Here is a 21,721-nt window from a genome sequence, read left to right as displayed (position 1 = left end):
CTCTTCCTGAATGAAAAGAACATAACCTATTTCGCTATTTCAAAACATCACCAGAAATCATCCGCCTTGCCGTGATGATGTATGTCCGATTTCCTCTTTCGCTACGCAACTTTGAGGATTTGCTTCATGAACGCGGCATCGATATTTGCCATGAAACAGTATGCTATTGGTGGGGCAGATTTGGCCCACTGTTCGTCGGCGAACTCCGTAAGAAGCGGACCCATCCGTTTCACAGTTATTCAAATTGGAAATGGCATCTCGATGAGGTCATTGTGAAGATAAATGGAGAGACACATTACCTTTGGCGTGCCGTTGACCATGAGGGGGAAGTCCTGGAAGCCTATGTTTCTAAACGCCGCGATTGCAAGGCAGCAATGGTTTTTCTTAAGAAACTTATGAAACGATGTGGAAAACCTCATGTGATTGTAACGGCCTGACTACGTTCATATCGTGCCGCGATGAAGACCATCGGAAATGCCGAGGTTCAAGAGTTTGGTCAGCGGAAGAACAATCGCTGTGAAAACTCCCATCTCCCATTTCGACGAAGAGAGCAGGCGATGCTGCAATTCAAGCTTCAACGAAATGCCGCACTGTCTGACTGGCGGCAACTTAGCGCGGCATAATAGTGGGACCTTTGTGCCGTTCTGCGCCATACGGAGACGAGGCCGCATTCGTCTGACAGCACCAAATATACTATTATGGGAAATTAAATTGGCCCGTTTAATCAACGGGCCAATTCAACTTACAGAAAGAATAATATATTGAGAACGATAAATATTGATTGATTACAGCTTAGATTTAATCTTATGTTCCTTGTTAATCTTATGTTCCTTGTTAATCTTATGTTCCTTGCGGAGCGTTTGTTGTGGTTTCGGTTTTTCGCCAATCGGCAGTGAAAAATCAATCATTGGCCGGAAGTCATTGTCACGGTATAGCGGCACTTGGTTGTCGGTAAACTTTGTTTTGTCTCCACGATACTCGCGAACTCCGCCGGGAATGGCATTATAGGCTGTCACTTTTTCTCTACTATCAAACGCGACAATATGGTTTTGAGCCCCGCGATTGCGGAAATAAGGTATGCTGAGCGTTGGCTTCCGACGGCTAGTTGTTGCTTTTTCCGCCATTCTAGTTGAAATGCCATAATAGCTCCGGTACGCCGCCGGAATATTTCCATTACTGTCCTTTACTTCGGAATACATTTTTTCGAATTGACTATTGGCCATTTTCAAAGCAGTAGCCATCATCATAAGCGCCTTCTTCTGCGACGTTTTCTTATTAATATTATCAGAATTATTGCCACCGATGATGTCGTAAGCATTTGGGTCGGCATACTGCACATTTCCAAAAATGAAATGCAGGTTGTTGAGCATAATGCGGCCAATCGGATGAATGTTGGAACTTGTATCAAAAGTTAGCTTGCGTTTTGTACCATTAGAAAACTTCGGCTGTTTCAACTTGGAAAAGTTTGCGGTCCAGGCTCTTGCCAGACCTTCACGCGCCTCTTTTTCGCCCGCAAGAACAGGAATTTGGAACAAATTCGCAAATTCCTGCAACCAGAGCTGGAAAAGAACCTGACCGCCATTCACCCACCTATCTTCATCATAGCGCGTCAAATTATTCGCATCATCACGATATCCATTCCATGTGAGAATTTTTTTAAGTGCTTTGCGTTGATCGCCGTTTAACGAATTGACATCCAGTGTTTCCAGAAATTGTTTGAACTGACCGTAATAAACGTCCTTTAACGACAAAACTCCATTCGTCAAAGCCGTCGACAATACCGATGGCCGCGTGTTTTTCAGGGCGTCAACGATATACAGCGAACGATCCCACTGGAACCAGTGCGGAATGGATATAGTCCGGATCCTGCATCATCAGGTAAGGTTTATGATTCCAACTCGTGATCGCGCCGTCATCTGTGGCATAATTAAGTTTATAATACTGAGGAGATTCTTTGCGCCAACCCTTGGTAGGAGACATTGGAATTGGCATGCGAAGATCAAATTTGGTCAAGAAGTTCATTGGATCGAAGGGATTCTTCGATTTGTCAACATTCGTACCGATGCGAGGCGGAATAACACCTGTCAAACGGAAGAGAATAATGCCGGATTTATGGGCCGCCACGACATTCAAGTTACCCCCGAAGGAATCATGCGCCTTTTGAAGTTCTTTTATTGTTTTCGCCTGACTTGCCTCAATGCCGGCGGCGAATGAGCGGATCGTCTGTCCTTCCCAACTCAGGCGCTTAACAAAGGCAACCGCTTTACTACCATTTTCGTTTTTATCCAACAAGACGACCGGCCAGTTGGTACCCCTAATATAATATCCTGTTACGCCAATTTCCCTAAGATCAGGGTTTTGCGCCAGTTCTAGACCTTCGGCGGATTTGTAATTCCCATTTGGGCTCATCGCAACATCTATACAGAAAAGATCGGAACTCCCGTTATTGGCGGCAGTCACCCCAATTGCAAGATTTCCATTTTGGCCGGTGAGAGGTGAAAAAGTACCGGGGAAAGTAGTGCCAGCATACCTGAAACCTTCTTCGCTGCTCAGATTAATCGGATAGAATAAGCTCGGATCAAGTGCGCCGGTCTGAGGACCGTTGATCAACAGGCTTTTCAAATTAGGGTCGACGCTTTTTCCGGCAACAGCCCAGAAGTTACTTGCCGTTGTCGGATACATTTCCGCGGCAGCAAGCTTTTGATCCGGGCGACCATTAACTTTTTTCACAAAGTCGGTTGCGGACGAATAAATATGGCATTGCGCACTCTTATCTGACTCAAGAAACGCCCCTTCCATCATGTCGCGATATTGCGCCATCATTTTGCGCATTTTCGCGCCCTCTTCGTCGTTGGGCACCGGAATCTCCGTGGCTGCATTTGGATCAGCTACCCATTTACTCGTATTGAAGAGACGGCGGGCTCTTTCAAGATCGTTTGGGTTTGCGCTTTCCAGAGCTTTATAGAAGGCGAGACCGTTCAGCTGATCGTTTCTTGCTGAAAACATATCCATAATTCTATTATGGAAAACGTGGAATATGTCGAATCTCGTCCACTTCCCAGGGAACTCCCAATGATCTAGCGCGAGTTTAATTTCTTTGATTTCACCTTCATCCAAGGCATCTCCAAAAGAAAGTTGCGAGCGAATTTTTTTCTGCAACGGACCTGAATAGCAGGAGTTCTTTACCGCTTCTTTGCCATCTACAGAAGGCTTCGAATTAAGATCGGTCAAAAACTGGTTAATACCGGCGGCCATACAATCTGCAACGGCAAGGGGAAGCGTCGTTATATTGTCCTCCAAATTACCAAAGTTCTCTATTTCTTTATTTAGCTGACTATGGATGTTTGGATACCGGCTTCTAATAATAACGTTGTAGGGGAAAACATTTTCATCTTTTTTTGAGTTTCCGTTAGCGAGGCGCAAAAGGGCGGCCATTTGACCTATTCTGTCTCGCGCCATGGAATAACCCAGCCCGTAGAACAATTCCTTATTAGTGGTAGCCCGGATGGCAGGGACACCAAATTCATCTCTATTTATCGAGAGCTCCGCAAACGCAGCACTTGGCAAAATAAATGTTGTAAAAAGGAAAGTGCATAGGGATCTTTTTGATATTCTACGCATTATTTTTCATCTCCTTGGTTAAAAAAAGAAGACGTAAAAATTTTCTACTTTGTGAAAAGTAAAATTAAATATCGATCCGATAGTATTTTAATATTTGGAATTAATAATTCTACGTTCGGATTTGCATAAATTTTGTATTTGCAGTGCTGTTATTGCATATTCGATAACAGTAACATCGAGTCGCGTAACGAACGAATGTAAAGGTCATCGACAGCCCGATTTGCTGCACCTGCATTTCGAATAGCTTGTACTCTAACGCTAATATCGACGGATAATGGTATTGCCTTTATGTCAATATGCGCGCTTGCAGCAGCTGTCAGGCTGTCTGAAATCCCGCAACAGCCAAGTGCTTCGGCCAACCGCGGTACAATTGCTGGGGAAACTGCGGTCATCAATCTTTTCGCTGAAATACCATGCTTTGTTAGTTCCCGGTCAATAAACCTGCCGACAGGCGCGCGGGTGAAAGGCATAACACAAGGGTATTCTTCCATAGCCGATATGGGGAAGACATCCTCCTGCGCCATGGGATGATTTTTCGGGACAATCATCACAATTTTCGTATGCCCTATGGTAGAAATCTTCAATTCTGGGGTTTCAGGTATTTCAGCGGCGAGGCCGACATCTATATTTCCCTCTCGAAGGGATTGTATTTGATTGGCGCTTGAGCCGACGTCCACCGATACATCAATTTCTGGGTATTCTTCCTTAACTCTTTTCAGGGCAACGGCGAGGAACGGGAACGAAAAGAAACTTGGAGCAGACATCAGGCGTAATGTTTGGCCTCGCCCCTCGCGAATTCCGGCAATGTCATTTTCAACCTGTCGTATTCTTTCGTATGCTCCTTCGCAAATTTGGAATAGGCGATGCGCTTCCCATGTCGGTTTTATTCTCCCGCTTTTATTAATGAAAAGGCTGAGTTTTAAAGCGGCCTCAAAATCCCTGATGTGCCGGCTGACGGTGGGTTGCGCCAGATTTAGGCGGCGTGCAGCCTCACTTATACTGTTAGTCTCGTAAATAGTTTTGAAAATTTCGAGACGCTGGAGAGTTAGTATTCGCATTAGTCGATACCCAGTTTTGTATGCCGCACAATCTATAGTAAAAAGCTATGGATAGGCAATATATTTTCTATTGTGTTATTGAGCGGTGATTGCCATTCTCCTTTAAACAGGGAAAATAAAATGACATTGATCTGGACACCCTTTCTATTTCTAGTGGTCGCATTGATTTCCGGGACAGCCATTGCCTACCTCGTTGGTGGGTCCGCGGTAATCGGCTTCATTGTGTCTGATAACTCACAATTTTTGGCGGCTTTGCCGCAGCGGGTTTTTAGCCAGCTTGATGTCTTTGCGTTTCTTGCGATGCCATTGTTCATATTCGTTGGTGAATTGATGAACAGAGGCGGAATAGCCGATGCGCTGATCCGTTTTTCCTTGACCATCCTCGGTCGCTTCAAGGGAGGGCTCGGTCACGTCAATATTCTCACGAGCGTTTTTTTGCAGGAGTATCAGGATCGGCAACGGCAGACGCTGCCGCACTCGGCAATACTCTGGTTCCGATTATGGAGAAAGAGGGCTATCCAAAGGAGTACGCAATCGCGATAACGGCGGCATCATCCATTATCGGGCCCATCATTCCACCCAGCATCATTTTAATTTTTTATGGTGCGCTGATGAACACTTCTGTCGTCGCATTGTTTGCTGCGGGTATTGTTCCCGGTTTGCTACTGGCCGTTATGCTTATGATTCTTAATAGTTTTTTTGCTGTTAAGTATGACCATCCTGGTGGCAGGGGGTCGGATATCCCCAAATTTTTCCCTGCGCTCTCGCATGCCCTTCCGGCCCTCAGTCTTCCGGTCATCATCTTGAGTGGAATTCTATTTGGTTTCATGACTCCGGCTGAGGCGGCCGCGTTGGCTGTTGTTGTTGCTGCCTTGGTCGGATTTATGTATCGGGAGCTTAATGTCACGAAAGTGATTGCCGCTGCCCATCGGACGATAATATTGACGGGTGCGATTTTCGTAATTCTCGTCGCCATTGCTACATTTGGGTATCTATCTTCTCTGGAGCAGATACCGCAATTGCTTGCTTCGTCGATAACGTCGATGGGGCTAGGGGCAACAGGATATATGTTAGTCCTCAACCTTATTTTGATTATTGCCGGAATGGTGATGGATGTTAAGGCTGCCGTCGCACTGCTTGCGCCTCTTCTTGTCCCACCGGCTCTCTTGATGGGGGTTGATCCGACGCATATGGGCATCGTCGTGGGCTTTAATCTGACAGTGGGCCTGTTGACACCTCCTCTGGGGGTGTGCTGCTAATCTTGTCGACGGTAACCAATTTCAATTACTGGAGTATTGTTCGCGCCATTATCCCATTCCTGGTGGCTGAACTGTTCTTCTTGGGCTTCCTGATCTTCGTTCCGGAGATCAGCTTAGCGCTGCCAAGAGCTCTCGGATACTTGGGCTAACTTCTACACCAAATCTCGACAGTGCACCTGTCATAGTAAACGATATTTTTAACTTTCAATGGAGATTGATATTCATGAAACGTTTATTAGGTATTTCGATGGCTTTACTTTTGACCTTCTCGTCTGCAGCGATTGCGCAGGAAGTCAAAATTGCTCTCGCGGGAACGGAAGATATCCAGAAGAATGGGGAATATGTTTTTATTAAAGCTTTCGCCGATCATCTGAATGCTAACGGTATGAAGACAAAAGTTTTTCCATCAGATACCCTCGGGAAGGAAAAAGAGCGGTTCGACCAGGTTTCCCAAGGCCTGATTCAAGTCGACATGGCTAATTCAGCCGTCCTGTTCAAGCTCGCCCCTATTAGCAAGGGTATTTTTCTGCCTTTCCTGTTTTCTGGCAATGACCATTTCGATACAGCGATGAAAAGAGGGAAAATTATTGAAAAAATTAACAAGCAGATCGAACCGCACGGTGTGCGCCTCGCCGGATTTCCTATGCGAGGTGGTAGCGCGGGTCTCTTTAACACTAAGGTGCCGGTAAGCAAACTAGATGACGTTAAAGCGCTTCGAATTCGAGGTAAGGACGGCGAGCAAATTAAGTTGTTTGAGGCGTGGGGTACAAAAGGGACGGTCGTCAGCTGGGCGGAGGTCGCCAACGCTCTTCAAACAGGTGTTGCTGACGGCTACTTTAACCCTCCCGCATCGGCACTTCTTTATGGGCATACAGCAATTTTGAAGCATTTTACCCCTCTCGACAGTGGTGTTTCAGCTCGCGTTGCGCTGCTTTCCGAGGATTGGTACAGCGGCCTGGATGACAAAGATAAATCTGTCGTTGATGAAGCCGTCGCAAAGGGCATTGCCGCGAACCGTAAGTGGACTGAAGAGTGGAGTAAAAACGCTTTGAATATGCTTAAGGGTGAAGGCGTAACTATAACCGAATTGGAGCCTGGCGAGAGGGATCTCTTTGTCCAGGCAAGTCAGGCGATTTGGGAAGATATAGTTTCGAAAGATGATCTCGAAATTCTCATAGATGCTTCACAGTACCAAGGGAACTAATAATTTCTGGAAAGGCGAGTACCATGACGTCCATAACGAAGGCCATTACCAAGATAAGTAACGGTTGCGACCGAGTGGTTACAATTGCCGCCATAGCATTCCTCGGGGCGATGGTGTTTGCTATCGCCCTGCAGGTTGTGGCGAGGTATGTCTTTGACTCGCCTCCACCCTGGACAGAAGAAGTTGCCCGTTATGCAATGGTATGGGTCGGCTTGTTAGGGGCAACCGTGTCGTTTAAGGCCGGTTTCGACCCGGTTCTTGCCCGCGTACCCGATAATCTGCCAATCTTCTTGAAACGATGTGCCGGCCTGGTCCGGTGGGCTGCCGTGCTCATATTCTTACTGCCCATACTTTGGTACTCGTTTTTTGGTCCAGGCACTAACTTTGTCCGCGGATTTCTGGCAAGGCACTGGTATCTGGAGGCAGAGACTTTCGAAATATCGACCTTCTACGTTGCGATCGGAGTTCCGATATTCATTGTAGTGATACTTCTACATGGGCTTAGCCTTTCGCTCCTTCCAATAACGAAAAGAAATGAAGAAGAAAATGACTCTGTATAGTGATTTGGGTTTGGAAGCTGACCCTGAATTTTTTGAAGAGCTGGTAACGTTGCGCCGGGATATTCACAAATATCCGGAAACAGCATTTCAGGAAACACGAACAGCAGCAATCGTTGCCGCCGAGCTCGAAAAAGCAGGTATTTCGGTAAACTGCGGTCTGGCGGCAACAGGTGTCGTTGGTACTCTAAAAGGAAAGACCGCGAGCTCCCGAACTATCGGCCTGAGAGCAGACATGGACGCACTCTTCATCCATGAAAAAAACGAATTTGAATATAAATCGGTAAATGCTGGAAAAATGCATGCTTGTGGCCATGACGGACATACGGCAATGCTTCTGGGAGCGGCTAAGTATCTTGCGAAACATCGTAATTTTTCTGGAACCGTTCATTTTATATTCCAGCCCGCCGAAGAAAGTGAAGGCGGTGCCCGCGTAATGATCGAGCAAGGCTTGTTTGATAAATTTCCTTGTGACGTTGTTTATGGGATGCATAACATGCCGGGGCTTGGCGTTGGAAAATTTGTCATCAAATCTGGGCCGATGATGGCGGCCGGGGATACATGGCAGGTTGAGTTTGTCGGCACGGGTGGTCATGGAGCCGCTCCGCATCTGGCAACAGATCCGACGATGGCATCCGCCATGTTTATGAGCAATATTTCCACTGTTGTTGCCCGTAACGTCCCTGCTGTTGATTCTGCAGTGATTAGTATTGGACATATCGCAGCGGGTGAATTCAACTCGCCAAATATTATTCCATCCACTGTCCTGGTTCGGGGGACGGCGCGAAGCTATACGCCTGAAACGCGTGACAATATAGAGGCAAGACTGTCAGTTCTGGCGCAATCTTCAGCAAGCGCTTATGAGTGTCAGGCGAATTACAAATTCATCCGCCGTTATCCACCCTTGATTAATTGGCCGGACCAAACTGCTACTGCTATCGACGCGGCGACACTTACGACCGGGCATAAAAATGTCGACGGGAAAGGACAAGCTCTAGGTGGCTCTGAAGACTTCGCCTTCATGCTGGAAAAAGTGCCTGGAGCCTATATTCTGGTTGGGAACGGTGACAAGGAATCCAACAAATTTGTTCATAACTCTCTTTATGATTTCAACGATGAGGCATTGCCATACGGCGTGGCTTACTGGGTAAATCTTGTTGGTGTCGAGCTTGGTGGCGTTTCATGACAAAAGTCCCAGTCGCAAGCATATTCGCGGAATGGGCTGCAGATCTTCCGTCACCTAACTCGGATCTTAGTGATAGTCGGGCAAATAATGCCTTCATAGATACGTTGGCCTGTATTTTTGCAGGCAGTCAAGAAAAGGCGACGCTTTCCGTCCTCGATGCGGCACGTAAGATTCAAGGTGAAGGCAATCATACGATTTTCGGGCATGATGTGAAATTACCGCCCGCCGGAGCCGCCCTGGTCAATGGCATGGCCGCCCATGCGTTAGACTTTGATGACAATTTCCTACCCGGTTATACACATGCCAGCGCGGTCTTGGTGCCGACATTGATTGTCATCGGCGAGATGCAAAAACATTCGGGCGTACGATTGCGAGACGCTTATGTGGTTGGACTTGAATTGCAGGCCCGTGTTTCTTCGCTGCTAAATCCTGGTCACTACGGCGCCGGATGGCACTCTACATCCACGGTCGGCGTTATTGGTGCCGCGGGTGCTGCGGCGGCCTTAATGGGTTTGCCGCCTGAAAGTATTTGTTCCGCTATGAGCATTGGTTTCAGTCTTGCTGCTGGGTCAAAACTCCAGTTTGGGACTTCGACAAAGCCATTACACGCAGGTCTCGCGGCTCACAATGCGGTTTTGGCAGCCAGCATGGCGGCATCCGGTATCGGAGCTCAATCAGAGTTCCTGACAGGACGGTGGAGCTTTCAAGAGTTATATGGTCATGGGAAAAAGGTGGATGATCGCATAGCTCTCGAGGGCTTTGGAACGCATTGGGCTATTGAAGAGCACGGCTTGATGACGAAAAGATTTCCCTGTTGCGCTGCATCACATCTGGCGCTGGATGCCATTGAAATATTAAGGGAAAAATTGGGAGCGGATACCAGTGATCTTTGCAAGGTAACGGCGAGGCTCCCCAAGAGATTATATGATAACCTTCGCTTTGACCGTCCAACTACAGAAAATGAAGCAAGGTTTAGTTTTACCTATCCTGCAGCATGTCTGTTGCGTGAAGGCCATGTATCACTGCATCATTTCACGCCAGAAGCAATTCAAGATACGAAAAGAACGACACAATTGGAGTTATTCCGACGAGAGAGCGTTGATATGAGTCCGGACGACACCCCGATTTCGGTAACGCTTTTGGCCGAGTTTAAATCGGGCAGAAAAGAAGAGATCGTCGCAACGGACTTAATCGGCGGTTCAAACCAGCCTTTAAGTGAAGACGATCTGCAAAGGAAAATATCGGATTGTCTTGCTTGGTCTGGACTGGAGACGAAACGCTCCGTTATCGATAAATTTTCTGACCTCAAAAATATCCAAAGTCTCGAATGCTCCTAATGTCTGATTTGACGCCGTTGATGGCATATGAGGTATCTAGAGTTTTGGGCTGAAAAGGAGATATTTGGGCTGGGTTGCCACCTTTCTGATTCAGCTTTTTGATATCTCCCTGGAGGACGATGGCTGGCTCATCAGACTTATCCTCCTACTTAACCAATGCCCACAGTGGGAAATACACGTTGTCCCGCCATGGGCATTGGTTTTTTTGTTTGGGCAGTTTTTTTATCGAAGAGCTGCATGGGCTCTCTGTTTTTATTCTACTGCGGTCGCTGAGTGGTGAAGAAGCCACCGTATTCTTCTACCATGCAATCAAAATATCCTGCAGTCCCAACCACTGCCGCATTTCACATCGCGGTCAAAATAATCGATATATACAACTTTAAATAGTAATTATATTTTTTAAATACTCTCTATTAGTTCATCTAAGGAGAGAAAAATGTCTGATAAAGAGGTTTTAGCGGAAGAGAAAAAAACTGATGTTCAACAATTTAAAAAAGTCATTCTGTTAGCGGGTGGTGTTGGTCCTGCAGCGGGTGTTTCAGCGCACCATCAAATTGTCGGTCTGACGGATAACGGAAGTTGCAAGGATCAAGGGCATGCATCTGTCATTCATTTAAGTTTCTCGGGAAGTGTTCTGGACAGAACCGTTTGGTTATTTTCGGACCGAAAAGCGCCAAATCCAGGTGGTGAAATGGCAAAGGCTGTGAATCGAGCAATGGACGGCTTTATGAAACAAAATTGTAAAGTGGTGCTGGGGGTTCCCTGCAATACCTTTCATGCGCCGGCTATCTGGGATGTGTTTATAAAAAATCTTAATTTTGTAAATCGGATAAAAATCGTCCACATGATTGAAGAAACGGCTCAAGCAATCAAGAAAGTTAAAAAGAACAACGGTAAAGTACTTAAAGTTGGCCTTATGGCGACGGACGGAACGCGAAAATCAAAAGTTTACGATAACATCTTTAAGAAATACGGCGATCTGCAACTCGTTTTTCCAGAGGTTTTCGATCAAAAAAACATTATGGATGCCATTTACAACTCGAATTATGGGGTCAAGGGTCAGACGCCCGACATGCAAAAAGACCTTAAGTTAATTAATGGCGTTATCGACAAACTTCGCCAAAAAGGTGCAACCGCCTTTATCCTCGGTTGTACGGAACTTCCGCTTCCATTCCAGGCTGTCAATGGCAAGATTCCTAACGACTGTTTCGATCCAGCAAATATCCTTGTCAGAACTTTAATTACCCAAAGCGGGCATACTTTGAAGGGGCTTTTGAATATGAAGAAAGATGGCGAAAAGGACCCGATAACAGGGAACGATTTCCTCAATATACCGACCTCTGGGAAGTTTTTTGAGCGAATATATAGACCCTCGAAACTCTGAGGTTAGAGGATTTATAAGATGCATGGATGGCTTTGTCAGGAGAAAATTGCTTGATGGCTATTTACGCGTGGACTAGCCTCCGCGCATGACAAAAAAGGATACCTTCTGGAGTTTTAAAACCTTACCTGAGATTATCCGCCTCGCGATGATGATGTATGTCCGATTTCCGCTTTCTCTGCGAAATGTCGAAGACCTTCTTCATGAGCTCGGCATTGATATCAGCCACAAGACTGTGCGCTATTGGTGGAACAGATTTGGCCCCTGTTTGCGCGCGAGATCCGCAAGAATGTTGTAGAGGAGAATGCTCTCGATTATGTCGCGGGATACTTCATTGTCAATGAACTCTCTGAACGCGAATGGCAGGCTGAGCGTGAAGGACAGTGGACCAAAGGAAAAAGTCACGACACATTCGCCCCGCTTGGGCCTTGGTTTGTCACCGCAGATGACATTGCAGATCCCGGTGACGTGAACTTAAAGCTTACGGTGAATGGGGGGCCGGCAGGATGGATCAACAAAAACCATGATATTTGGGGTCGCGAAGGTCTTGAGCTATATTAGTGGTTTCATGACCTTGGAACCAGGTGATATCATCTCTACCGGGACGCCGCCTGGGGTAGGGCTGGGCATGAAACCGCCGCTCTATTTGAAAGAAGGGGATCGTATGCGCCTGCAAATCAATGGTCTTGGCCATCAAGAGCAGCTTGTCGTCAAGAAGGCAGATTGACTTCATCATGGCGAATTCGAACAATCCCGCAGTTTATGGTGAATTTGATATTGTCATAGTTGGCGCCGGATCTGCGGGGTGCGTGCTCGCGAATAGATTAAGCGCCGATGCGGACACCCGTGTTTTGCTGATTGAGGCAGGGGGAAGTGATAATCGGTTCTGGATCCATGTCCCTGTTGGGTATCTCTATTGCATGGGGAATCCCAAGACGGATTGGTGCTATAAGACCGAGCCGGAAGAAGGACTAAATGGGCGCTCCCTCGCCTATCCTCGAGGTAAGGTGCTTGGCGGCTGTTCCTCCATCAATGGCATGATTTACATGCGCGGGCAGGCGCGCGATTATGATATATGGCGTCAGCAGGGCAATATCGGTTGGGGGTGGGATGACTTACTGCCCTATTTCAAAAAATCTGAACATCATTATGGCGCGGCGGACGAGTTTCACGGCACGGATGGGGAGCTGTTGGTTGAAAAACAGCGTCTGGCTTGGCCCGCTCTGGACGCAGTGCGTGAAGCGGCAGAAGAACTTGATATTGCGCGGACTGATGATTTTAATTCGGGTGACAATGAAGGATCTGGCTACTTTCCGGTGAACCAGAAAAAAGGCATCCGATGGAATGCCCGAAAGGCATTTATTGATCCAGTCCGTAATCGTAGCAATCTCACGATATTAAAAAATGCCCAAGTGGAGAAACTGATATTCGAGGGCAAGCGGGTTGTTGGACTGGAATTCAGACGCAATAATGTGGTTGAACAGGTTACAGCCCGGAAAGAAGTTATTCTTTCTGCGGGCTCCATTGGTACACCGCAAATTCTCCAGCTTTCAGGAATTGGCCCGTCGCAAGTTCTGAAGGATAAATCTATCCCGGTCATTCATGAACTCAAAGGCGTCGGCGAGAACCTGCAGGATCATTTGCAGATCAGGACAATTTTCGGAATTGAAGGGGCCGCCACGTTGAATGAACGCTCCAATAGCCTTTTTGGCAAATTGTCGATTGCCGCGGAGTATTTTCTTAAGCAGTCGGGTCCGATGGCGATGGCACCCAGTCAGCTTGGCATATTTACAAAATCGTCAGATGAATATGACACGGCGAATATCGAATATCATGTTCAGCCTTTGTCACTGGACGCTTTCGGAGAACCCTTACATAAGTTTCCGGCCATTACTGTCTCTGTCTGTAACTTGCGACCGGAAAGCCGTGGCACATGCCATATTCGAAGCAATGACCCGAGTGATTTTCCTGTAATCAAACCCAATTACCTTTCAACGGTGACGGACCGAAACGTCGCGGTGGACAGTATTCTGCATGCCCGAAAATTGATGGCGACAAAAAGAATGACTGAGTTTTCACCTGTCGAGCTCAAGCCCGGCGCGGATATTTGCACCGCGGAGGAATTGGCGAAAGCAGCGGGAGACATTTCGACGACGATATTCCATCCTGTGGGAACAGCTAAGATGGGTAATGATGAAAATGCCGTCGTAGATGACCAACTCCGCGTTCACGGCGTCGGTGGGTTGAGAATTGTTGATGCGTCTATCATGCCGACCATAACTTCCGGCAATACTCACGCTCCGGTCACCATGATAGCTGAAAAAGCGGCGGATCTGATCGCATTAACACGTTAGTCGATCTATTTACTAACGCGGCATTATAATATGACGTTTTCTTAATGGATTATTGCGCGTCAATGCCTTTTCGGACTGTCATATCGCGAAAAAAACTAACCGCTAGTTATGAAGATCCCTACTTGCTAATACGGCTAGCTGATGGCTATCAGTCACAGTAATTTTCTTTCGGCTGCTCTTAACTATTCCCTTGTTTTCCCACGCACTTAGGAGTCGGGAAACGGTATGTAGTGTCGTGCCGGTCATTTCTGAAATATCCTGCCGTGATATGGGAAAAGAGATCAAAATGCCGTCGTCGGTTTTTTGTCCTGTCTGATTGGCGAGTTTTGAAATGGCCTTGGCGACACGTTGTTCGACCCGTTCCGTCGCCATCTCCACCATTTTGTTCTGTGCCTCCTGAAGACGCGCGCCGACTGTTTTGTATGTGTTGGTCGCAAATGTTGGATACCTGTCAGTGATAGTTTGCCAATATGATCCGGGCCAAGATAACGCTATGCAGTCTACTGCGGCCACGGCGTTGGCCGGATAGCTATCGAGGCTAAGCGCTTGCGCAATCCCGAAGAGTTCACCGCTTGATATATAGCGGGCGATCATCTGGTCTCCATCGGGGGTAACTCTGATAACGCGAATATGTCCGTCCAGCAGCAGGAAAAAAGAATGCGCTTCTTCCCCCTGACGGAAAATTGTTCTGCCCATTTCATATCGTTCCGACCTTGCTTTTGAGAGCAATTCAACAAGATTTTGACGCTCTATACCGCGAAAAGGCGGGACATCGGCGATGAGAGAGGCGTCCAGCAAAGACATAGAAAAATCCTGTTCAATATTTGTCGAAACGCAAATCAATAGTGGCGCTGGCTTGATATACTAAGGCAACATGAATTCCCATAATTTGTGAAAGATATACTACGCGAAAGCAGCCGGATATCGCAATTCTAATGGCGGATGGATTTCTTGATGGCTATTCCAAGACTAAAAAAATATCGGGGCCCCGCTCTTCTGAGCTATGGCCATCGCCCATTTTTCATGTTTGGCGCTCTTTATGGTGGCGCCTCAATTTTGCTCTGGCTGCCCCTTTTCTATGGAGAGCTTACGCTTTCTACGGAATTTGCTGTCGTGGACTGGCATATTCATGAGATGTTTTTTGGCTTCCTGAGTGCAGTGATTACAGGATTTCTGTTCACCGCAATTCCCAACTGGACCGGTCGTATGCCGATTCAGGGAATTCCTTTGCTCTTTCTTCTATTGATCTGGGTAGCAGGAAGGATCGCTGTTACCTATTCAAGCCATATTGGATGGATCGCGGCTATGATAATTGATGTGGCGTTTCTTGCGATCATACTTGCGGTTCTAGCCAACGAGATTATCGCCGGTAAGAACTGGCGCAATCTCAAGGTTCTTTTTCCGCTCGGCTTGCTGATTGCGGCGAATACAGGGTTCCATCTGGAAGCGCATTTCTACGGTTTGAGTGATATTAGCCGGCGGCTCGCAATGGCGGCCGCTATTATACTTATAATGTTGATTGGTGGGCGTATAGTTCCGAGCTTCACCCGAAACTGGCTCGTGCAGAATAATCCCGGCCGCTTGCCTGTTCCCTTCAATCGATTTGATGTTGTGACTATTGGCGTCGCGATTGTTGGCATGACAGCCTGGATCATCAATGATGTGGATGTTTACACGGGCATAGTTTTGTTACTGGCAGCGGCAATGAATTTTTGCCGGTTGGCCCGATGGGGTGGGGATCGTACGCTACGGGAGCCTTTGGTGCTTGTATTGCATCTCAGCTATCTTTTTATTCCAGTCGGGTTCACCCTTCTGGGGCTGGCAGGGTTGTTTCCGGATAGCTTTTCTGCCCTTGCGGGTATTCATGCGCTGGCCACCGGTGCGGTTGGCGCGATGACGCTTTCTGTAATGCTTCGGGCTACGCTTGGACATTCAGGCCAGACCATTCGTGCCGGAACTGCTGCGAACCTGATATTTGCGTGTATTTATCTATCTGCTACGTCCAGGATTGCGGCTGAGTTCTGGGGTGACAATTACAACGTTCTTTTACATATCTCAGCGTTTGCCTGGTTTTTTGCCTTTGTCGGGTTTGGCATTGCTTTTGCCCCGTTATTTCTAAAAAGAAAAAGATAACCCAGGACAGTAGGAAAAACTAATGTGAGCTTGTTTAAGAACAAATAAGCGGAAAAATTAGCAGCTAAATTATGCCAAGTATCTGAATTAATCCGGCCGTTGGCGAAGTGTCGTCGCTGGATAAATTAAAAGGATCTGGCGACGAGATGCAAAATCGAGCTCCGACAGGATTGACTAAAAAAGCTTTGGCTAGGCTTATAGTTTTTAGTCTGTGTGGATATCTTTTGACCATCGCATTCGGCCATGCGGCGCAACCCGGAAAACTTTCCAGCTACCTCGAAAATATTTCTCCATCTGAAATGCTTGCGGGTGCGGATAAGTATGGGCAGTTAATCGAGAATACGCCTGTGGTTACGGTGATGAGCGGGAACAATGTTGTTGGCTATGTTTTTCTGAATACGGATTTTGTTGGTGCAATAGGCTATTCCGGGAAACCGATTGAAGTTCTTGTCGCCATGACCCCGGAGGGACGTATCGCCGCGGGTCGTCTCATGCATCATGCAGAACCAATTGTGCTTTCAGGTATTCCAGAGCAGAAGATCATCGATTTCATTGAGGGCTATAAAGATACCGATATTCTTAAATTGGCGCGGGAAAAAGGTGGAGAGCCACCGCCAGTTGATATTGTATCCGGTGCGACGGTTACTGTTATGGTTATCGATGATAGTATCAAAAGGGCCGCAGTTCGTGCTGCTGCTGCTTTGGGCCTCGGCGGCTTGCAGGGAGTATCACGCGCCACCTCTCCAAAAAATCTCTCGTCATCGAAGATGGTGATGTTGAAGACTGGCAAACCCTTCTTGGAAACGGGTCCGTGCGTCGCTTGCGCCTTAATCTGAAGGATGTTAACGACGCCTTTATTGCGCAAGGCAATGCGAAGGCGATAGAGCGACCGGAAACTGGCGGTGATGATGAGGTTTTTATCGATCTTTATGTTGCGTCACTCGCTATCCCGACAATTGCCCGTAGTCTTTTAGGTGTGCGTGAGTACCAAAATCTTCAAAAAAAACTGAAGCCCGGACACAATGCGTTTCTGGTTATGGGATCCGGGCGCTATTCCTTTCGGGGGTCGGGGTATGTCCGCGGCGGCATCTTTGATCGGATACAGGTCGTTCAGGGCGAGGAGGCATTTCGCTTTAGGGATCGGGGATACAAGAACCTCGGTCGCGTCGAAGCTGAAGGCGCGCCTGATTTCAAAGAAGTTGCCCTCTTCAGAACTTCTAAAGGAGCTATCTTCAACCCTGCCGAGCCATGGGAACTTCAGCTCCTCGTACAAAGAGCTATTGGAGCACTCGAAAAAGTATTTGTGGCATTCGAGCTTAACTATCAGTTTCCCGACAAATATGTGAAAACAGAGCCTCTTCCGAACACTGCGGCGCCCGTCGAGCAGAGCACCTCAACTTTTGAATCTGAGGACACAGCCGCCGCGAATGCGCTATGGCAGCGCATCTGGAAGCAGAAGTTACCTGAAATCATTGTCCTCATATGCGCCCTCGTAATTCTGACTATCCTTTTCTTCGTTCAGGATCAGGTTGTTCGCAGCAAGAAATTCACAGACTGGTTCCGCATTGGCTTCTTGACTTTCACGCTGTTCGGAATTGGCTTCTATGCGCAGGCCCAGTTATCGGTCGTCAATGTGTTTGTCTTTGTCAACGCCCTGCTGACGGATTTCCAGTGGCAGTTCTTCCTGATGGAGCCCTTAATATTCATCCTGTGGTGCTCTGTCGCCGTCTCTCTGATTTTCTGGGGGCGGGGTGCCTTTTGCGGATGGCTTTGTCCCTTCGGTGCCTTGCAGGAACTTACTAACAAAATCGCGCGGATTGTCGGCATCAAGCAGTTTACGGTTCCCTGGTGGCTGCATGAACGCCTGTGGCCCATCAAATACATCATTTTCTTAGGGTTGCTCGGCCTCTCCATATACTCGCTGCACCTTGCGGAAACATTTGCAGAGATTGAGCCATTCCGCACCTCCATTGTGCTGCGGTTCATGCGGGGCTGGCCATATCTCCTGTTTGTGTTTTCGCTTCTGTTTGCCGGCTTATTTATCGAGCGGTTTTTCTGCCGGTATTTATGTCCGCTTGGCGCGGCACTCGCAATACCGGGCAAACTCGCGATGTTCAACTGGCTGAAAAGATATCGAAACTGTGGCGATCCCTGCCAGACATGCGCAAAGGAGTGCATGGTCCAGGCCATTGATCCGCTTGGCAACATTAACCCGAATGAGTGCCTCTACTGCCTGCATTGTCAGGTGAATTATTACGATGAGGATGTGTGTCCGGTTGTTATCCATGCACTCGCCAAGGCGCGCAAGATGGATCCTGCCGCGAAGAACACGGTTGCCGATCAAGACCCAGCCTATCGCCGGGGACGACGGCTAAACCAGCCCAGAGCCTATGAGTAGACTTGTGGGCGGCCACAGAAACACTGGAAATTAACTGAAGAAGGAAGAGGAAGATGACGGATAACTCAGAAAAAATTGCAGATGTGTCACGCCGTTCATTGTTGAGGGGGTCTGCTGTCGCTGCCGGGATGGGTGTTGTGGGCGGGGCAAGTTTGATGCCCATCTCAACCGCACGCGCTGCAAGTGGAAAGAATGAAGTCGCTCCCGGTGATCTTGATGAATATTACGGCTTCTGGAGCGGGGGACAATCCGGCGAGCTTCGCATTTTAGGAGTTCCCTCGATGCGGGAACTGATGCGTATTCCGGTCTTTAACCGATGCAGTGCAACCGGTTGGGGTCAAACTGACGAAAGTGTCAAAATCCTTACGGAGAATATGCTGCCCAAGGAGAAGGAATTTTGGGCGGACAAAGGCGGTTTTCCGAGTAATGGCGACACCCACCATCCACATATGTCCTTTACGGACGGTACCTATGATGGCCGGTATATTTGGGTAAATGACAAGGCAAACACGCGCGTGGCTCGCGTCCGCTGCGATATCATGAAGGTCGACAAGATCATTTCCGTTCCCAATGCCGCAAGTATCCATGGCTTGCGTCCGCAGAAATTTCCAAAAACAAAGTATGTTTTTGCGAATGACGAACATCGCGTACCACTGCCCAATGATGGAACCGTTCTCGATGATCCGACAAAATATCACGCCGTCTTCACAGCCATAGACGGCGAAAAGATGGAAGTTGCCTGGCAGGTCATCGTCAACGGCAATCTTGATAATGTCGATGCGGATTATCAGGGGAAATATGCGATTTCCAGCTGCTATAACTCAGAAGAGGGCGTGACACTTGCCGAAATGACCGCAAACGAGCAGGACTGGGCTGTTGTATTTGATATTGCCGCGATTGAGGCCGGAGTCGCCGCGGGCGATTTCAAGAAATATGAAGGGGACGTGCCGGTCCTGGATGGTCGCAAGGGGTCAAAATATACCCGGTATATTCCGATTTCGAACAGCCCGCATGGTGTAAATGCATCGCCGGACGGCAAATACATGATGATCAATGGCAAGCTGTCGCCAACCGTGTCTGTTATCGAAATGGCAAAATTGCCGGATCTTTTTGCGGACAAAATAAAGCCCCGCGACGCGGTGGTCGCTGAACCGGAATTGGGTTTAGGACCACTCCACACGGCTTTTGACGGGCGAGGAAATGCCTATACAACCCTGTTTCTTGATAGTCAGATTTGCAAATGGAGTATCGAAAAAGCTATCCGCAAATTCGCTGGAGAAGACGTCGATCCAATTGTCGAAAAGCTCGACGTTCACTATCAGCCAGGTCATAACCACACATCTATGGGTGAAACCAATCAGGCTGATGGCAAATGGCTGATTTCACTAAATAAATTCTCAAAAGATCGATATATTAATGTGGGGCCTCTGAAGCCGGAAAATGACCAGCTTATTGATATTTCGGGCAATAAAATGAAGTTGGTGCATGACGGGCCGACATTTGCCGAACCACATGATTGCATTATCGTTCATCGCTCAATTGTTAATCCGAGCCAGACCTATGATCGTGAAGACCCCATGTTCGACGCCATCAAGGCGCAGGCAAAAGCCGATGGGGTCGAGGATCTGGATTATGCGGAAGACGTGATCCGGGACGGGAATAAGGTTCGGGTCTATATGCATTCGACCGCGCCGATATTCTCTTTGGAGAAATTTACTGTGAAACAAGGGGATGAAGTCACCGTTGTCGTCACCAATATCGATGACGTGGATGATCTCACCCATGGTTTTACGATTTCCAACTATGGTGTGGCGATGGAAATCGGTCCTCAGCAAACCGCGTCGGTTACGTTCAAGGCCGATATGCCGGGTGTTCACTGGTTCTATTGCCAATGGTTCTGTCATGCGCTGCATATGGAAATGCGCGGTCGCATGTTTGTTGAGCCGGCATAAAAGATGCCCATCCAAAGAACAATTCTTTGGCTTTGCAAGGTTGCGGTGGCAGGCATAGTCACCGCATCCTTCACTTATTCATTTGCAACAGCGCGTGAGATTGACGTCTCGGGGGATCTTCAAAAAGCGATTGATGCGGCGGTATCGGGAGACATCCTGATCTTACTGGACGGAGCCTATGACGGACCAATTTTTATCTCGAAACCGCTTACAATTCTAGGATCTAGAAAATCTGAGATAATCGGGCCGTCGACAGGTTCTGTCATTCAAGTGTTGGCACCAAATACAACGCTGAAAGGTCTGACGATTACTGGTTCCGGTCTCTCTTTGGAAACGCAGGATAGCGGTGTCTTTCTGCATCCAGAGGCTTCCAACGCCATTGTCGAGGACAATGATGTAACGGATAACCTGATTGGTATTTATGTATCTGGAGCGGAAAACGCGCGGGTGTCGGGCAACCGCATTTTCGGTCGTCGTGATCTGAGGATGAACGAGCGGGGCAATGGTGTCCAGATATGGAATGCGCCCGGAACCGTTATAGAAAACAATGACATCCGTTACGGCCGCGACGGCATCTTCGTCACGACGAGCAAACGGAATATTTTCAGAGCTAACCGGATGCAGGACCTTCGGTTTGCCATTCACTATATGTACACCAACGACAGCCAGGTCATCGGCAATCAATCTATTGGAAATCATATTGGTTACGCGATTATGTCGTCGCGTAACCTGAAAATTGAAGACAATATTTCCGATCAGGATAGCGACCGTGGATTACTGTTCAACTATGCGAACCGGGTATCCGCCAAACGCAACATTGTGCGTGGCGGAACGGAAAAATGTATTTTTATCTACAATTCGAACAGAAATATCTTCGAGGAGAACCGGCTGTCCGATTGCGCTATCGGCATCCATTTTACGGCAGGTTCCGAGAGAAATGTTCTGACGCGAAACGCTTTTGTAAACAACCAGAACCAAGTCAAGTATGTCGGCACAAGGTGGCTCGAATGGTCTCGTGATGGTGTTGGAAATTACTGGTCGGATCAGGTCGCTCTGGATCTGGATCGCAACGGTATAGCAGACAGCGTATATCGCCCTAACGATCTAACGGACCGGATAATCTGGCAATATCCATCTGCACGTCTTCTTATGAACAGTCCGGCGGTCCAGGTTTTGAAGTATGCGCAAGGAAACTTTCCGGCATTACATCCTGGTGGCGTTATCGACAGCGCTCCGTTGATGGCCATTCCAGAAAGCCTGACCGATGGGGGGAAGTCATGA

Annotated in this window: 15 protein-coding genes and 3 pseudogenes; 14 read left to right on the top strand and 4 right to left on the bottom strand. The window is 47.8% G+C overall.

All coding sequences use genetic code 11. The features are described 5' to 3' along the window. Nucleotides 1-29: 29 nt before the first annotated feature. A pseudogene (locus tag AC0L73_RS08375) lies at nt 30-623 on the top strand (IS6 family transposase); the annotation flags it as partial. Nucleotides 624-785: 162 nt separating this feature from the next. Here the strand turns inward: AC0L73_RS08375 and AC0L73_RS08370 are convergent. The 3 genes from AC0L73_RS08370 to AC0L73_RS08360 form a co-directional block, all read right to left on the bottom strand. Further along, nucleotides 786-1,751 (bottom strand): hypothetical protein, encoded by a 966-nt coding sequence (locus tag AC0L73_RS08370; protein ID WP_473655313.1) that lies wholly within the window; start codon nt 1,749-1,751, stop codon nt 786-788. A gap of 55 nt (nt 1,752-1,806) precedes the next feature. Continuing rightward, the gene (locus AC0L73_RS08365) at nt 1,807-3,621 is read right to left on the bottom strand and encodes a penicillin acylase family protein (RefSeq protein WP_473655312.1); all 1,815 of its coding nucleotides are present in this window, start codon (nt 3,619-3,621) and stop codon (nt 1,807-1,809) included. Nucleotides 3,622-3,770: 149 nt separating this feature from the next. After that, nucleotides 3,771-4,679, bottom strand: a complete 909-nt coding sequence (locus AC0L73_RS08360) for a LysR family transcriptional regulator (RefSeq protein ID WP_473655311.1) — start codon at nt 4,677-4,679, stop codon at nt 3,771-3,773. A gap of 120 nt (nt 4,680-4,799) precedes the next feature. On the opposite strand from AC0L73_RS08360, the pseudogene AC0L73_RS08355 reads away from it, so the two are divergent. The 8 genes and pseudogenes from AC0L73_RS08355 to AC0L73_RS08320 all read left to right on the top strand — a co-directional run bounded on the left by AC0L73_RS08355 (nt 4,800) and on the right by AC0L73_RS08320 (nt 13,957). Next, nucleotides 4,800-5,938: pseudogene (locus AC0L73_RS08355) on the top strand (TRAP transporter large permease). Between the two features lie 223 nt (nt 5,939-6,161). Then, nucleotides 6,162-7,142, top strand: a complete 981-nt coding sequence (locus tag AC0L73_RS08350) for a TRAP transporter substrate-binding protein (protein ID WP_227952469.1) — start codon at nt 6,162-6,164, stop codon at nt 7,140-7,142. Nucleotides 7,143-7,165: 23 nt separating this feature from the next. Beyond that, entirely contained in the window at nt 7,166-7,702 is a 537-nt protein-coding gene (locus AC0L73_RS08345; protein WP_227952478.1) for a TRAP transporter small permease, read from the top strand. Beyond that, entirely contained in the window at nt 7,689-8,885 is a 1,197-nt protein-coding gene (locus AC0L73_RS08340; RefSeq protein ID WP_227952479.1) for a M20 aminoacylase family protein, read from the top strand. The genes AC0L73_RS08345 and AC0L73_RS08340 overlap by 14 nt, the downstream gene beginning before the upstream one ends. Then, the gene (locus AC0L73_RS08335; RefSeq protein ID WP_473655310.1) at nt 8,882-10,222 is read left to right on the top strand and encodes an MmgE/PrpD family protein; all 1,341 of its coding nucleotides are present in this window, start codon (nt 8,882-8,884) and stop codon (nt 10,220-10,222) included. The genes AC0L73_RS08340 and AC0L73_RS08335 overlap by 4 nt, the downstream gene beginning before the upstream one ends. A 436-nt stretch (nt 10,223-10,658) precedes the next feature. Continuing rightward, the gene (locus tag AC0L73_RS08330; RefSeq protein ID WP_227952483.1) at nt 10,659-11,606 is read left to right on the top strand and encodes an aspartate/glutamate racemase family protein; all 948 of its coding nucleotides are present in this window, start codon (nt 10,659-10,661) and stop codon (nt 11,604-11,606) included. A gap of 85 nt (nt 11,607-11,691) precedes the next feature. Beyond that, nucleotides 11,692-12,330: pseudogene (locus AC0L73_RS08325) on the top strand (fumarylacetoacetate hydrolase family protein). Nucleotides 12,331-12,337: 7 nt separating this feature from the next. Next, complete coding sequence (locus AC0L73_RS08320) at nt 12,338-13,957, top strand: GMC family oxidoreductase (RefSeq protein WP_227952485.1); 1,620 nt, start codon at nt 12,338-12,340, stop codon at nt 13,955-13,957. Between the two features lie 102 nt (nt 13,958-14,059). On the opposite strand, the gene AC0L73_RS08315 is transcribed toward AC0L73_RS08320, so the two are convergent. Next, nucleotides 14,060-14,761 (bottom strand): Crp/Fnr family transcriptional regulator, encoded by a 702-nt coding sequence (locus AC0L73_RS08315; protein WP_473655309.1) that lies wholly within the window; start codon nt 14,759-14,761, stop codon nt 14,060-14,062. Between the two features lie 150 nt (nt 14,762-14,911). On the opposite strand from AC0L73_RS08315, the gene AC0L73_RS08310 reads away from it, so the two are divergent. The 5 genes from AC0L73_RS08310 (at nt 14,912) to AC0L73_RS08290 (ending at nt 21,721) form a co-directional block, all read left to right on the top strand. Then, nucleotides 14,912-16,090, top strand: coding sequence for an NnrS family protein (locus AC0L73_RS08310; protein ID WP_473655308.1), 1,179 nt, complete (start codon nt 14,912-14,914; stop codon nt 16,088-16,090). A gap of 224 nt (nt 16,091-16,314) precedes the next feature. After that, complete coding sequence (locus tag AC0L73_RS08305; protein WP_473655307.1) at nt 16,315-16,926, top strand: FMN-binding protein; 612 nt, start codon at nt 16,315-16,317, stop codon at nt 16,924-16,926. Further along, nucleotides 16,902-18,488 carry a 4Fe-4S binding protein gene (locus AC0L73_RS08300; protein WP_473655306.1) on the top strand — a complete coding sequence of 529 codons (1,587 nt, stop codon included), beginning with the start codon at nt 16,902-16,904 and terminating at the stop codon, nt 18,486-18,488. The genes AC0L73_RS08305 and AC0L73_RS08300 overlap by 25 nt, the downstream gene beginning before the upstream one ends. Before the next feature lie 53 nt (nt 18,489-18,541). Next, nucleotides 18,542-20,440, top strand: a complete 1,899-nt coding sequence (gene nosZ / locus AC0L73_RS08295) for a TAT-dependent nitrous-oxide reductase (RefSeq protein WP_473655305.1) — start codon at nt 18,542-18,544, stop codon at nt 20,438-20,440. A 3-nt stretch (nt 20,441-20,443) separates the two neighbouring features. Then, nucleotides 20,444-21,721: a nitrous oxide reductase family maturation protein NosD gene (locus AC0L73_RS08290; RefSeq protein ID WP_473655304.1), complete on the top strand. Its 1,278-nt coding sequence runs from the start codon at nt 20,444-20,446 to the stop codon at nt 21,719-21,721.

The sequence above is a fragment of the Sneathiella sp. D3-11 genome, assembly GCF_055809395.1.
The sequence above is the reverse complement of the archived record's forward strand: the minus strand, read 5'-3'. Positions and strand labels throughout refer to the sequence as shown.